Source organism: Candidatus Pelagibacter sp. (genome assembly GCF_052049675.1).
Lineage (GTDB): Bacteria > Pseudomonadota > Alphaproteobacteria > Pelagibacterales > Pelagibacteraceae > Pelagibacter.
On sequence record NZ_JBNGZM010000001.1, the window covers coordinates 310,072 to 323,630 of the forward strand.

General features: G+C 26.4%; 13 protein-coding genes and 1 tRNA gene. 11 read left to right on the forward strand and 3 right to left on the reverse strand.

The window, feature by feature from the left end; all coding sequences use genetic code 11:
* Nucleotides 1-37 precede the first annotated feature (37 nt).
* Genes ACTT9L_RS01680 through ACTT9L_RS01705 form a run of 6 tightly spaced genes read left to right on the forward strand, consistent with a single transcriptional unit; the run spans nucleotide 38 to nucleotide 5,398 of the window.
* The gene (locus tag ACTT9L_RS01680) at nucleotides 38-1,654 is read left to right on the forward strand and encodes a CTP synthase (RefSeq protein ID WP_440927639.1); all 1,617 of its coding nucleotides are present in this window, start codon (nucleotides 38-40) and stop codon (nucleotides 1,652-1,654) included.
* A complete protein-coding gene (gene kdsA / locus ACTT9L_RS01685; RefSeq protein WP_440927640.1) occupies nucleotides 1,651-2,475 on the forward strand; it encodes a 3-deoxy-8-phosphooctulonate synthase in 825 nt (274 codons plus the stop codon). The genes ACTT9L_RS01680 and kdsA overlap by 4 nt, the downstream gene beginning before the upstream one ends.
* Nucleotides 2,475-3,731: a phosphopyruvate hydratase gene (gene eno, locus ACTT9L_RS01690; RefSeq protein WP_440927641.1), complete on the forward strand. Its 1,257-nt coding sequence runs from the start codon at nucleotides 2,475-2,477 to the stop codon at nucleotides 3,729-3,731. The genes kdsA and eno overlap by 1 nt, the downstream gene beginning before the upstream one ends.
* Nucleotides 3,731-4,033: an FtsB family cell division protein gene (locus ACTT9L_RS01695; protein WP_440927642.1), complete on the forward strand. Its 303-nt coding sequence runs from the start codon at nucleotides 3,731-3,733 to the stop codon at nucleotides 4,031-4,033. The genes eno and ACTT9L_RS01695 overlap by 1 nt, the downstream gene beginning before the upstream one ends.
* Entirely contained in the window at nucleotides 4,023-4,943 is a 921-nt protein-coding gene (gene lipA / locus ACTT9L_RS01700; RefSeq protein ID WP_440927643.1) for a lipoyl synthase, read from the forward strand. Before ACTT9L_RS01695 ends, lipA begins: the two co-directional genes overlap by 11 nt.
* Entirely contained in the window at nucleotides 4,943-5,398 is a 456-nt protein-coding gene (locus ACTT9L_RS01705) for a type II toxin-antitoxin system RatA family toxin (RefSeq protein ID WP_440927644.1), read from the forward strand. The genes lipA and ACTT9L_RS01705 overlap by 1 nt, the downstream gene beginning before the upstream one ends.
* Here the strand turns inward: ACTT9L_RS01705 and ACTT9L_RS01710 are convergent.
* From ACTT9L_RS01710 to ispF, 3 genes are read right to left on the reverse strand one after another with little or no spacing between them, the layout of a single operon-like run.
* The gene (locus tag ACTT9L_RS01710) at nucleotides 5,391-5,855 is read right to left on the reverse strand and encodes a CinA family protein (RefSeq protein ID WP_440927645.1); all 465 of its coding nucleotides are present in this window, start codon (nucleotides 5,853-5,855) and stop codon (nucleotides 5,391-5,393) included. The two genes, ACTT9L_RS01705 and ACTT9L_RS01710, sit on opposite strands and share 8 nt — an antisense overlap.
* Nucleotides 5,855-6,346 (reverse strand): phosphatidylglycerophosphatase A family protein, encoded by a 492-nt coding sequence (locus ACTT9L_RS01715; RefSeq protein ID WP_440927646.1) that lies wholly within the window; start codon nucleotides 6,344-6,346, stop codon nucleotides 5,855-5,857. Before ACTT9L_RS01715 ends, ACTT9L_RS01710 begins: the two co-directional genes overlap by 1 nt.
* Nucleotides 6,343-7,443, reverse strand: coding sequence for a 2-C-methyl-D-erythritol 2,4-cyclodiphosphate synthase (gene ispF / locus ACTT9L_RS01720; protein WP_440927647.1), 1,101 nt, complete (start codon nucleotides 7,441-7,443; stop codon nucleotides 6,343-6,345). The genes ACTT9L_RS01715 and ispF overlap by 4 nt, the downstream gene beginning before the upstream one ends.
* A 24-nt stretch (nucleotides 7,444-7,467) precedes the next feature.
* Here ispF and ACTT9L_RS01725 point away from each other — a divergent pair, with 24 nt between their 5' ends.
* The 5 genes from ACTT9L_RS01725 to ACTT9L_RS01745 all read left to right on the forward strand — a co-directional run bounded on the left by ACTT9L_RS01725 (nucleotide 7,468) and on the right by ACTT9L_RS01745 (nucleotide 13,515).
* Nucleotides 7,468-9,255, forward strand: a complete 1,788-nt coding sequence (locus ACTT9L_RS01725) for an ATP-binding protein (RefSeq protein ID WP_440927648.1) — start codon at nucleotides 7,468-7,470, stop codon at nucleotides 9,253-9,255.
* Nucleotides 9,252-10,607, forward strand: coding sequence for a sigma-54-dependent transcriptional regulator (locus ACTT9L_RS01730; RefSeq protein WP_440927649.1), 1,356 nt, complete (start codon nucleotides 9,252-9,254; stop codon nucleotides 10,605-10,607). Before ACTT9L_RS01725 ends, ACTT9L_RS01730 begins: the two co-directional genes overlap by 4 nt.
* The gene (trkA, locus tag ACTT9L_RS01735) at nucleotides 10,608-11,999 is read left to right on the forward strand and encodes a Trk system potassium transporter TrkA (RefSeq protein WP_440927650.1); all 1,392 of its coding nucleotides are present in this window, start codon (nucleotides 10,608-10,610) and stop codon (nucleotides 11,997-11,999) included.
* Nucleotides 12,000-12,003: 4 nt separating this feature from the next.
* The gene (locus tag ACTT9L_RS01740) at nucleotides 12,004-13,410 is read left to right on the forward strand and encodes a TrkH family potassium uptake protein (RefSeq protein ID WP_440927651.1); all 1,407 of its coding nucleotides are present in this window, start codon (nucleotides 12,004-12,006) and stop codon (nucleotides 13,408-13,410) included.
* Nucleotides 13,411-13,438: 28 nt separating this feature from the next.
* A tRNA-Arg gene (locus ACTT9L_RS01745) sits at nucleotides 13,439-13,515 on the forward strand.
* Nucleotides 13,516-13,559 lie beyond the last annotated feature (44 nt).

Genomic DNA, 13,559 nt, shown 5'->3' on the forward strand with positions numbered 1-13,559 from the left:
TTTTCAATTCATTTTTTATTCGCTATAAGATACTTCCATGGCGCGATATATATTTGTCACTGGCGGCGTGGTTTCTTCCTTAGGCAAAGGTCTCTCTTCAGCATCATTAGCATATTTATTGCAATCAAGAGGTTATAAAGTTCGTTTAAGAAAATTAGATCCTTATTTAAATGTGGATCCAGGAACAATGAGTCCGTTTCAACATGGAGAAGTTTTTGTAACCGATGATGGGGCTGAAACAGATTTAGATTTAGGCCACTATGAAAGATTTTCAGGCGTTACTGCAAAAAAAACCGATAACATCACAACTGGAAAAATTTATAACGATGTTCTTAAAAAAGAAAGAAAAGGTCAGTATTTGGGCAAAACTGTTCAAGTTATTCCTCACATCACAGATAGAATTAAAGAATTTATAAAACATGATACATCTAAAGAAGATTTTGTCATTTGTGAAATAGGTGGAATAGTAGGTGATATAGAAAGTTTACCATTTGTTGAAGCAATAAGACAATTTTCAAATGATATTGGTAAAAAGAATGCATTATTTATTCATTTAACTTTAGTTCCTTATTTAAAAGCATCAGATGAAATCAAAACCAAACCAACTCAACATTCTGTTAAAGAATTAAGAAGTATTGGTATTCAACCTGATATAATTATTTGTAGATCAGAAAGACCTATTCCTTTAGACCATAGAAAAAAAATATCTTTGTTTTGTAATGTTGATATTAAAAATGTAATTGAAACTGTTGATGTTAAAACTATTTATGAGGCACCGATTAGTTTTGCAAAAGAAAAATTAGATGTTCAAGTTTTAAATTATTTTAAAATAAAATCTAAAAAATCAAATAATTTAACACCATGGAAGAAAATAACTAAAATCACTCTTAATACCAAAAGACATGTTAACATTGCAATTATTGGTAAATACGTTGAATTAAAAGATGCGTATAAATCTTTAGATGAAGCACTTACTCATGGAGGAATATCCAATAATCTTAAAGTTAATTTAGTAAGAATAGACTCTGAAAAATTAAAAGTTTCAGAAATAAAAAATAAACTTAAAAATGTTTCAGGAATTTTAATTCCAGGTGGATTTGGTAAAAGAGGAACTGAGGGTAAAATTGAAGCAATAAAGTATGCAAGAATAAATAAAATTCCATTCCTTGGAATTTGTTATGGAATGCAAATGGCAATAATTGAATTTGCTAGAAATCAATTGAAAATTAAAAAAGCAACTTCTTCTGAGTTTGATAAAGGTGGTGTTCATATTATTGGCTTGATGCATGAGTGGGAGAAAAGTGGCAGAAAAGTTAAAGGAACAGACAAAGACTTAGGAGGCACCATGAGGCTTGGTTCTTACGATGCAATTTTAAAAGATAAATCTAAAATTAGAGATATTTATAAATCTAGATTAATCAAAGAGAGACATAGACATAGATATGAAGTGGATATTTCATATAAAGATAAATTTGAGAAGAAAGGATTAATATTTTCGGGCTTATCTCCAGATCATAAGCTACCAGAGATAATTGAACTAAAAAATCATCCATGGTTTATAGGAGTTCAGTTTCACCCTGAATTTAAATCTAGACCTTTGAAACCACATCCTTTATTCTCTTCTTTTATCAAAGCAGCAAAAAATCATATATGAGTGCGATAAAAGTAAATTGTGAAAATATAGAAATTTCAAACAATAATAAGATCTGTATTATTGCAGGTCCATGTCAGTTAGAGACAGAGCAGCACGCAATGGATATGGCTGGAAAAATTAAGGAAATTACCTCTAAATTCGGCCTTGGATTTATTTACAAAACTTCTTTTGATAAAGCGAACAGAACTAGCTTAAAAAGTAAAAGGGGAGCAGGATTAGATGCATCACTTCCTGTATTTGATAAAATTAAAAAGGAATTAAATGTTCCTATTTTAACAGACATTCATAATGCAGAGCAATGTGAAGTTGTTTCAAAGTATGTCGATGTTTTACAAATTCCAGCTTTTTTATGTCGACAAACAGACTTGTTAATTGCTGCAGCTAAAACAAATAAAATTATTAATGTTAAAAAAGGTCAGTTCTTAGCACCATGGGATATGGTTAATGTAACTAAAAAAATTTCAGACTCAGGAAATAAAAACATCCTAGTCACAGAAAGAGGTGCAAGTTTTGGATATAACACTTTAGTCTCTGACATGAGATCATTACCTATAATGGCAAAGAATGGTTATCCGGTAATTTTTGATGCCACTCACTCGGTTCAACAACCTGGCGGACAAGGAGAATCTTCTGGTGGTCAAAGAGAATTCGTTGAATATTTAGCAAGAGCAGCTGTTGCTGTTGGTGTTGCTGGAGTATTTATTGAAACTCATCAAGATCCTGATAATGCTCCATCAGATGGACCAAACATGGTACCATTGAATAAATTAGAGAATCTATTAAAACAATTACACGATATAGATAATCTAATTAAAAAATAGTGAGTAAAATTTTAAAAGTAAAAGCACGTCAAGTTTTTGACAGCAGAGGAAATCCAACAGTAGAGGCAGAAGTTTATATTAAAAATAATAGCGCGTCCGCTATTTGTCCTTCAGGTGCTTCCACAGGAACTTTTGAAGCTTTTGAAAAAAGAGATAAAAATAATAAACGGTATTTAGGAAAAAGTGTTTTAAGTGCAGTTAATTTAGTCAATACTAAGATTTCAAAAAAATTAAAAGGACAAAGTATTCACAACCAAGAAAGAATTGATACTTTGTTGATTAACTTGGATGGGACAAGACAAAAAACTAACTTAGGAGCCAATGCCATGTTAGCTGTTTCTATGGCTGTTAAAAAACTATCTGCAAAAGCAAAAAAATTACCTTTGTATAAAACTTTTTTTCAAAAAAAAAACTTTCAATTACCTTATCCATTAATGAACATTATTAATGGTGGAGCGCATGCAAATAATGGTCTTAGAATTCAAGAATTTATGATCAGACCTGATCGAGCAAAAAGTTTTTCTGAGGCGATGCGAATTTGTTTTGTTGTTATTAAAAACTTAAGTAAATTAATTAAATCCAAAGGTTTATCAACTTCAGTAGGTGATGAAGGTGGGTTTGCACCCATGATCAGTAGTAATAATCAAGCTTTAGATTTAATTTTGAGTGCAATTAAAAAATCAGGATTTATTAATGGTAAAGATGTTTCTATTTGTCTAGATGTGGCTGCTAATGAATTATATAAAAAGAACAAATACTCTATTCATTCTAAAAGTTATATTTCAGTAGATAAATCCATTAAAGAATATCAAAAAATTATAAAAAAATACAAAATTAAGTCTATAGAAGATCCGTTTGCTGAAAATGATTGGTTGGCATGGAATAAATTAATAAAATCAATAAAAAAAGTTCAGATAGTAGGAGATGATTTGTATGTAACAAATCTTGAAAGATTAAAAAAAGGTTTCTTAAATATTTCCTCTAATTCTATATTAATAAAGCTAAATCAAATTGGAACTGTTTCCGAAACTCTTGATGTAATAAAATTTGCACAAACTATTGGATATAAAACTATTATATCTCACCGATCAGGTGATAGTGAGGATACGTTTATTGCTGATTTAGCAGTAGGTACTAATTCAAATCAAATTAAAACCGGATCTTTAGCCAGATCTGAAAGGGTTGCAAAATATAATCAATTAATACGTATTGAAGAAGAACTTGGAAAAAAAGCGAGGATGAATAAGATCAATTAATGCTTCGATTAATAAAAAGAAATTATTTTTTATTAATATCAGTTTTTCTTATTTTTTATTTTGGTTTTAACTTAGTATCTGGCGAAAGAGGTCTTTTTTCGTATATAGAAAAAAAAGAACTTTTGTCTAACTTGAAAAAAGAAGAATTAACCCTAACTAATAAGATAGAAGACATGGATCATAAAAATTCACTTCTAAGCACTAATTTAGATCTTGATTATATTGAGACTTTAATTAGAGAACGATTTTTATTTGGTAAAAAAAATGAGACAATTTATATAATTAAAAAACATGAAAAGTAGGCATCCAGAAAAAGAAAACAAACCGATTAATCCAATTAAAAAAAAACCTGAATGGATTAGATCTAAACTTACAAATAGTAAGGAATTCTTCTTAACCAAAACAATAGTAAATAATAATAATCTTGTAACTGTTTGTCAGGAAGCAAACTGCCCTAATATAACTGAATGTTGGAGTAAGCGACATGCAACTTTTATGATTATGGGAGACACCTGTACAAGAGCTTGTGCTTTTTGTGATGTTAAAACTGGTGTACCAGGAAAATTAGATCAACTTGAACCTGTAAAGATTGCAGAAGCTGTAAAAAAATTAAATTTAAAACATGTTGTTATTACTTCAGTTGATAGAGATGATTTAGATGACGGTGGATCAGAACATTTTTTTGAAGTGATTAATCAAACTAGAAAATCAAACCCAAATACTACTATTGAAGTTCTTACACCTGATTTTTTGAGAAAAGGAGATGCATATAAAAAAGTTTTAGATGCTAAACCAGATGTTTTTAATCATAATATTGAAACTGTTCCTAGTCTTTATTTAAAAGTTAGACCTGGATCTAGATATTTTGCATCTTTAGAGCTATTGAAAAATGCAAAAAAAGTTAATAAAAATATTTTTACCAAATCGGGAATAATGGTCGGCTTAGGTGAGGCAAGAGATGAAATTTTACAAGTCATGGATGATTTAAGAGCTGCAGACGTTGATTTCATAACGATCGGTCAATATTTACAACCATCAATCAAACATTATCCATTAGATCGATATTACACGCCAGAAGAATTTGAAAATTTAGGAACAATTGCAAAAGCCAAAGGATTTTTGTTAGTTTCTTCATCTCCTCTAACTAGATCTTCATATCATGCAGATGAGGATTTTGCGAAACTTCAACAAAATAGATTAAAAAAAAATTAATGCCGAAAGCATCAGTTAAGCGATTAATTGATAACAGAAAAGATAAGCTAATTGAGTTTGTTTTAGATATTGAAAAATACCCAGAATTTATTCCTTTCTGCGATAATTCAAAAGTCTATGAGAGAAGTGATAGAGGCGATACCATAAATATAATTGCTGATCTTACAATAGGTAAGGGGCCATTTAAGGATACATTTAAAAGTGATGTTAAATTAAATAAAAAAAATGATCATATTCATGTTGTTAATTTAGGTGGACCATTAAATCATTTAGAAAATAATTGGAAATTTATTGAGGTAGGAAATGACAATGAAGGTTATAAAACAGAGGTTTTATTTGACATCGATTTTGAAATCGAAAATAAGTTTTTAAATATTTTAATGACCAATTCTTTTCAATTTGGTTTGGAAAAGATAGCTGATGCCTTTCAAAAAAGAGCTGAAAGTATTAAATAATTTTACTGATTAACTTAATTACGTTACGAACTGTTGATTTTTGAATTGAATTACGGTTTTTTGATTTAAATTTATTTTCTTTAATAAGCAGAGTTTTACCTTTTTTAATGCCAACATATACAAGTCCAATGGGTTTTTCTTTTGATCCACCTCCTGGTCCAGCAATTCCTGTTATCGATACATTAATTTTACTCTTTGATATTTTAGATAAATTTTGAACCATTGACTTACAACACTCATGGCTCACCGCACCATATTTTTTAATAATATTTTTATTTACCTTTAATATTTTTATTTTGGCTTGATTAGAGTAAGTGATCAGACCCATTTGAAAGTATTTTGATGAATTAGCTAATTTCGTCAAATTATGGGCCAATAATCCACCTGTACATGATTCAGCTACAGATATAGTTATTTTTTTTTTAATTAATTTTTTATGAAGTAATTGGACACTCATTAGAATTTTAAACTTATTAAGTATATTAATACCATTGAATATAAACCTGCCATTATATCATCCATAATTATTCCAAAATAGTTCTTATGGTTTTTATCAAAATAACTTACTGGAAAAGGTTTTAGGATGTCAAAAAATCTAAAAAAAACAAAAGATAAAATATAATAAACTTCAATTGAAATGCTTATATTATTAGTTTGATTTAAATATAGCAATAAGATTAAAGGCATAGATTGCCCTAAAACCTCATCGATTACTATTTGTCTTGGATCTTTATTTTTAAATTCAGATTCTGAATCTTTTACTGCATAAAATGAATAAAAAAACAAAATTATAAAAAAAATAATTGAAAATTTAAGATCTGTGTATCCTAAAATCTCATAAGCTATGTAAATAAAAAAAGTTGTTACAGCAGAGGTTAAAGTTCCAGGAATTTTGGTTAAATATCCATAACCAAAGAAAGTGGATAACAGAACATTTATTTTTTTCATTGTGTTATTGAGCAAATAACTTCACAAGCTATTGCTTTTTCCTTTCCAATTAAACCAAGTTTTTCTACTGTTTTACCTTTTAGGTTAATTAATTCTTTATCAATATTTAGTAAATTAGATAGGGATTTGATTATTTTATCACGATACTTTGAAACTTTTGGTTGTTCGCATATTAAATTTATATCTAAATTATTTATATAAAAATCATTATTATTTAATATTTCAACAATAGGCTTTAGCATTTTAGGAGATCTAATATTTTTATATTTTTTTTGATTATCTGGAAAAAAAGTACCAATATCTTTTTTTCTTAGGGCCCCAAGGATAGAATCGATTATCGAGTGAATAATCACATCTCCATCAGAATGTCCTTTAAGTCCTGAGTGATATGGAATTTTTATACCACCTAAAAAAAGTTTTTTTCCTCTTATTAATCTATGAATATCAAAACCAATACCAAAATAAGTTTTATTAGTTTTGATATCTTCTTTAAATGTAATTTTGTTATTTAAGTTTTCACCTTTAATAAATTTAACTTTTAAATTATTTTCAATAAATAATGTTGCTTCATCAGTAATTTTATTTTTTTGTTTATTTGAAAGAATATATAAATCTTTAAATCTGAAACCTTGAGGAGTTTGAGTTAAAATTGAATTATTTCGACTAAGGTTTATAAGTTGGTTTTTTACTTTATATTTAATAGAATCTTTTGGATTTATAAAAGGTATTACAGCCTTATTTTTTTTAAGTGATTTAATTAGATTTTTTAAAAGCTCGATAGTGAAATTTGGTCTAGCAGCGTCGTGAATGAGAACATTATTAGGTTTAAATTTTTTAATATATTTTAAGGCAATTAAAGAAGAATCAGATCTTTCTTTACCACCTTTTATTATGAATACATTTTTAGGAAATTTTTCTTTAATACTTTTTTTATTATTTACGACCAATATAATTTTTTTAAAGAGCTTTGATTTCATTGCTTTTTCCAAAGAATGTTTAAAAAGAGCCTTGTTTTTATAAATATTGTATTGCTTTGGTTTTTTTGAATTAAATCTTTTGCTTTGTCCTGATGCTAGTATTATAAAATAATTATTCATTTATATGGTAGTTTTTATATTCAAATGTACGAATTTATTAAAAAAAATATATATTTAATAATATTATTTATTATCACATTATCGATTGGTTTTTTAACCTTTTTAACTTTTATTGACAAAGGATTTATTGAATTATCAGATCAAAATTTACAAATATTATTAGTATTAAACATTGTTCTTTTAATTGCACTTTTTGTTTTTATTTTTATTGAGATTAAGAGCGCAATAAAAAATGACATCGATAAAGATGGTTTTAAATCTAATAAAAAATATATTACATACTTTGGTTTATTTACTTTAATTCCATCGGTATTAATTTCAATATTTTCACTCTTTTTATTTTCTTTTGCTTTAGAGAAGTATTTTGACAAAAAAGTTACGACGGTAGTCAACAACTCTTATGAGTTAGCAAGGAATTATATCGAGGAAATTAGAAATAAAATTCAATCAGATATTGTTTTAATAGCTTTTGATACCAATAAAAGTAAAAAATTTTTAAATGATAATCAAAATGAATATAGTAGGTTTTTGGATACACAAAAATTAATTAGGGATGTTGATGAAGTGCATATCATAGATATTAATAAAAGGTTGTTATTTACGACTTTGAAAGATGATCAGCCATACATACCTCCAGTTGACAGAGCATTAAATTTAGTTTTGGATGATGATCGTCCTTTAAAAATTATTAATGCACCAGAAAATATTTCTGCCGCAATAATGAGGTTGCAAAATTTTGAAGATAGATTTTTATATGTAGTAAAGTATTTAGACAAAGATATTTCTAGATATTTGACAGAGTCTCAAGAAGCTATTAATTTTTATTATACAGTTGAGGAAAAAAGCACTGGAATTAAAATCTCATTTGCTATTATTTATATTATTGTTGTTAGTGTTTTATTATTTGTCTCTATATCTATTGCGATCAGATTTTCATCTAGGTTTTTTAGATCTATCAATAACTTAATTCTTGCTTCAACATCTATTGGTCAAGGAAATTTTGATGCAAAAGTTCCTGAAGTTAAGACAGATAAAGATTTAGAGACTTTAAATAAAAATTTTAACTTAATGATAGATAGGCTGAAAAGCCAGCAAGAGAAGTTAATTATTAATGAAAGGCACGAAGCATGGGGAAGTTTAGCTAGAAAACTTGCTCATGAAATTAAAAATCCACTCACACCGATACAATTAACCATAGATAGATTGAAAAATAAATATTCTAAACAATTAGATGAACATGAAACTGAAAATTTTAAAGAAAATTTAAAAATTATAAACAATCAAATAAAACAAATCGAAAAATTGGTTAATGAATTTTCTGACTTTGCAAGAATGCCTAAACCAATATTTAGAGGAAATAATTTAGTAGATATAATTCATGATAATGTAAATTTGCTTAAAGAATTAGATAATTCTATAGATATCACTTTTAAAAAAGATTTTGAGAAAATTAATTTAGAAAGTGATAAAGAACAAATAAGCAGAGTCTTCCTAAATTTGATTAAAAATTCCATAGAAAGTATCCATCAAAAGGCTCAAAACACCAACAATTTTAGCAAAAAAATTGCTATTGAACTTACTGAAGATAATAGCCACATAAAAGTAACTATAGAAGATAATGGCGTTGGTTTTAGTGAATTAAAAAATAATATTAAAGATATACTTAATCCGTATTTCACAACTAAGAAAAATGGAACTGGTTTAGGATTATCAATTGTTAATAAAATAATTAATGATCACAATGGAAAAATAGATTTTATACCAATTGAAAAGGGTGCAAAAATTAATATTACATTTTTAAAACAGAAATGAGTGAAGAAATTTTAATTGTAGATGATAACGCTGATATCAGAAATATAATTAATGAATTAATTATAGATGCCGGTTACAGAACTCGTTTAGCAGCAAATTACAACCAAGCACTTGCTGAAATAGATAAAAAATTACCTGATGTTGCAATTCTTGATGTAAAATTAGATAAGGGAGATAATGACGGTATTGAACTTCTTTCACATATCAAATCGAAAAACAAAGACACACCTGTTATAATTATATCTGGACATGCGAACATTGAAATGGCTGTTAAGTCTTTACAACACGGAGCTTTTGAATTCATAGAAAAACCATTCGATCAAGAAAGATTACTTAATTTTGTTAAAAGAGCAGTTGAAAACTTTAATTTAAAAAAACAAAATAAAGAATATGAAAGTAAATTATTCTCATCCTATGAATTAATAGGTAATAGTAAAAATATAGTAAATATTATTGATCAAATAAAAAAAATATCTATTACCGAAAGTAGAGTTCTAATAAATGGCCCTTCAGGTTCAGGAAAAGAATTAATAGCAAGAAAAATTCATAAAGCTTCTTCTAGAAGTAAAAATCCATTTGTTGTATTAAATGGTGCTTTACTAGATTTTCACAAATATGAATTAGAATTATTTGGTGAAGAAAAGGAAAATGGCTCTATATCATATGGTGCACTTGAAAAATCGAACAAAGGTACACTTTTAATTGATCAAGTTTCAGAAATACCATTAGATATACAGTCTAAAATATTAAGAGTTTTAACTGATCAAAAATTTAAAAGAGTTAATGGAAGTAACGATGTAAGTGTAGATGTTAGATTAATTTGCTCATCAAGCAAAGATTTAAAAAAAGAAATCGAAATTGGAAATTTTAGAGAAGATTTATTTCACAGAATAAATGTTTTTGAGATAAATATTGAACCACTAAACCAAAGAATTTCTGATATACCTTTATTAATTAAATATTTTTCAAAAAAAATATCTGATAATTATAAAATTAAAGATTTAGATATAGACGAAAATAATAGTTATATACTTAATCATAATTGGCATGGAAACGTTAGAGAATTAAGAAATTTAATCGAGAGGATTGCGATACTGCAACCAGACTCAAAAGATAAAGTTTCAAATATCATTAAGGAATCTTTAAAAAATATCAATTTTGATGATCAATTGGCTGAAAATAGCCTTTCTGTGCCATTAAAAGAAGCTAGAGAAAAATTTGAAAAGGAGTATTTAACTATTCAATTGAAAAAATTTAATGGAAATATTTCTAAAACAGCTAATTTTGTTGGCATGGAAAGAAGTGCGTTGCACAGAAAATTAAAAGGTTTGGGTATCAAAGAATTTAATTAGATGAATATAATCATTTGTGGAGCTGGAAGAGTTGGGTTCACTATAGCTAAACAGCTAAGTGAACAAGGTCATTCAATAACCGTTATTGACCCATCTAGTGAAGATATTCAAAAAATTGATGATGCTTTAGATGTCAAAGCTATAGTAGGAAAAGGAACTTATCCATCAATTTTAGAAAAAGCTAACGCAGCAGAGACTGATATGATTATAGCTGTCACTAGAAATGACGAAATTAATATGCTTATTTGTCAAATAGCATTTTCTATTTTTAAAATTCAAAAAAAAATTGCTAGAATAAGATCTCAAGATTATTTAAATCCAAAATTTACAAGAGTTTATAATAAAGAAAATTTACCTATTGATGTAATTATCTCACCTGAAATTGAGATTGCAAAATCGATACAAAGAAAACTTGAAGCACCAGGAGCACTAGATAGTGTTCCATTTGCTAGTAATAAAATCAGATTATTAGAAATTTTAATAAATGAAAATTGTAAATTAATTAATATTAAACTTAACGATCTGACTAAAAAATATCCTAATTTAGATGCAAATATTATTGGAATAATAAGAGATGAAAAATTTTTAATCCCAAAGAAAAACGATGATGTTAGAAAAAATGATAAAATTTATGTGATAATTAATTCATCACAAATGTCAGACACTTTAGAAGCTTTTGGACATGATGAAAAAATATCGAAAAATATTTTAATTGTAGGTGGTGGCAACATAGGTTTTAATTTGGCTAAAAATATTGAAGAAACTTTAGATGCAGCAAGAGTTAAGATTATTGAAAAAAGTAAAGATAGAGCAGAATTTCTTGCTAGTGAATTAAATAATACAATTATCATTAATGGAGATGCTTTAGATGAGGAAGTCCTTGTGGAGGCTAATTTACAGGAAGCGGAAACAGTTCTTGCTTTAACAAATGATGATGAAGATAATTTGATGGTAAGTGTTCTTGTTGAAAAATTTGCAAAAGATGAAAAAGATGTAGATGACAAAAGAACAATGGCTTTAATTAATAAGCCAAATTATTCTTTGTTGCAAAATTCTTTAAAAATTGATGATCTTATTGATCCTCGAATGAATACTGTCTCAAGTATTTTAAAACATATTCATAAAGGTACAATTGAAACAGCATATACAATTATGAATGGTGAATATGAGGTAATTGAAGCTGAAATTATAGAAACATCAGAACTTATTAATAAAGAATTAAAAAATTCAAATTTACCTGATGAAATAAGAATAGGTGCAGTCTTAAGAGAAAATAAAGTTATAATACCTAGATCAAATTTTGTTTTTCAAAAAGAGGATAAAGTTGTTTTTTTAGCAAAGAAAGATTCTATTTCGGTAGTAGAAAATATATTTAGAATAAGTTCTATTTAATTAAATGTCTTTTTTTAGAGTAAAGTACTTAAGTTTCTTTTTAATATTAATATCTGTTTTTTCTTTTTTTAATATTATTTATTCTTATTACTTTAATTTATATCTAAATTTAAATACATATTATTTAAGTTTAATTATTTCTGCAGTGATTGGAATAATTTTTTATAAAATTAAAGCAGATCAAAAAAAACCTTCAATATTTGAAAAAATATTAACTGTTTTATTGGGATATTTTTTGATGCCCTTGATTTTATCGATACCTTTTTATTTAAGTATATATAATTTATCTTTTTTAAATTCTTTATTCGAGGCAGTTTCTGGATTTACGTCAACAGGTTTTACTGTCTTCGAAAATATCAAACATATCGATCAAGGTTTAATTTTATGGAGATCATCAATTCAATGGATAGGTGGTTTGTATTTTTTATATTCTATTATTTTTTTAATTGATATTTACGACGAAAGTTTAAAAAAATCTTTAACTAATTTTTTATCTTTTAATTCTACTGAGGTATTAAAGCAATCAGTAAAAATATTTTTACTTTATTCAGGGTTAACTATATCAATTTTTATACTTTTAAATATCCTTGGTATAAGATCATTTAATTCATTGAATTTAGCAATGACAGTAATTTCATCAGGTGGCTTTCTACCTGTAAATGATCTTTCATCAATTTTAGTAAATGATTTTCAGATAATTATATTTTCTCTTTTAATGTTAATTTCTTTTTTTAGTATCTTTTTTACATATAATTTAATCTTTCTAAGAAATAAAAATTTAAATTTCTTTTATGAAGACATACATTTATTTTTATATTTTATTGTAGTTGTGAGTATCTTTTTTGTTTTTTTTAGCTATGATACTAATTTCACATATAGTTTTTTATCTTTAGTAAGTAGTATTTCAAATATAGGTATTTCACTCCAAGTTGATCAAACTAATTTAAACTTTATATACATCTTACTTGTAATTATAGGTGGATCTTTTTTTTCAACAAGTTCAGGTTTAAGATTTTTAAAAATATATTCTTTGACTAAATATTCTATTAATCAAATTTTATCTTTTAGTAGGCCAAAAAATGTATTCATGAATAAACTAGCTTTTTCAAAAATTAATTTTGATACAAAAGATATAAATAAATATTTTTTAACAATATTAATTTTTGTTATTTCTCTTTTTTCTTTAACTATCTTGCTGTCTTTATCTAACATTCAATTTGAATACTCATTTAAATTAGCTGTGTTAACATTAATGAATACTGTTAATTCATCAGCTTATGGCGTATCAGATTTTGATTTCCAAAATATGCACTTTTTAACCAAATATTTTCTTATATTTTTTATGATAATCGGAAGAGTTGAACTTTTATCTTTATTATTAATAGCTAAAAAATTTCTTTTTAAAAATTAATTTAGTATTATATATATCATTAAATTTTGCGCCCTTAGCTCAGCTGGATAGAGCATCGGTTTTCTAAACCGAGGGTCGTAGGTTCGAATCCTTCAGGGCGCGCCATTTCTCACTTTTTTAGCAAATAATAATTTAATATTTAGCTTGAC

What these genes read in the sequence shown, in the direction of transcription:
- ACTT9L_RS01705 (WP_440927644.1), top strand. Translation starts at nt 4,943, where the DNA reads ATGCCGAAAGCATCAGTTAAGCGATTAATTGATAACAGAAAAGATAAG.
- trkA (WP_440927650.1), top strand. Translation starts at nt 10,608, where the DNA reads ATGAATATAATCATTTGTGGAGCTGGAAGAGTTGGGTTCACTATAGCT.
- ACTT9L_RS01740 (WP_440927651.1), top strand. Translation starts at nt 12,004, where the DNA reads ATGTCTTTTTTTAGAGTAAAGTACTTAAGTTTCTTTTTAATATTAATA.
- ACTT9L_RS01710 (WP_440927645.1), bottom strand. Translation starts at nt 5,855, where the DNA reads ATGAGTGTCCAATTACTTCATAAAAAATTAATTAAAAAAAAAATAACT.
- ACTT9L_RS01715 (WP_440927646.1), bottom strand. Translation starts at nt 6,346, where the DNA reads ATGAAAAAAATAAATGTTCTGTTATCCACTTTCTTTGGTTATGGATAT.
- ispF (WP_440927647.1), bottom strand. Translation starts at nt 7,443, where the DNA reads ATGAATAATTATTTTATAATACTAGCATCAGGACAAAGCAAAAGATTT.
- ACTT9L_RS01725 (WP_440927648.1), top strand. Translation starts at nt 7,468, where the DNA reads ATGTACGAATTTATTAAAAAAAATATATATTTAATAATATTATTTATT.
- ACTT9L_RS01695 (WP_440927642.1), top strand. Translation starts at nt 3,731, where the DNA reads ATGCTTCGATTAATAAAAAGAAATTATTTTTTATTAATATCAGTTTTT.
- ACTT9L_RS01680 (WP_440927639.1), top strand. Translation starts at nt 38, where the DNA reads ATGGCGCGATATATATTTGTCACTGGCGGCGTGGTTTCTTCCTTAGGC.
- ACTT9L_RS01730 (WP_440927649.1), top strand. Translation starts at nt 9,252, where the DNA reads ATGAGTGAAGAAATTTTAATTGTAGATGATAACGCTGATATCAGAAAT.
- kdsA (WP_440927640.1), top strand. Translation starts at nt 1,651, where the DNA reads ATGAGTGCGATAAAAGTAAATTGTGAAAATATAGAAATTTCAAACAAT.
- lipA (WP_440927643.1), top strand. Translation starts at nt 4,023, where the DNA reads ATGAAAAGTAGGCATCCAGAAAAAGAAAACAAACCGATTAATCCAATT.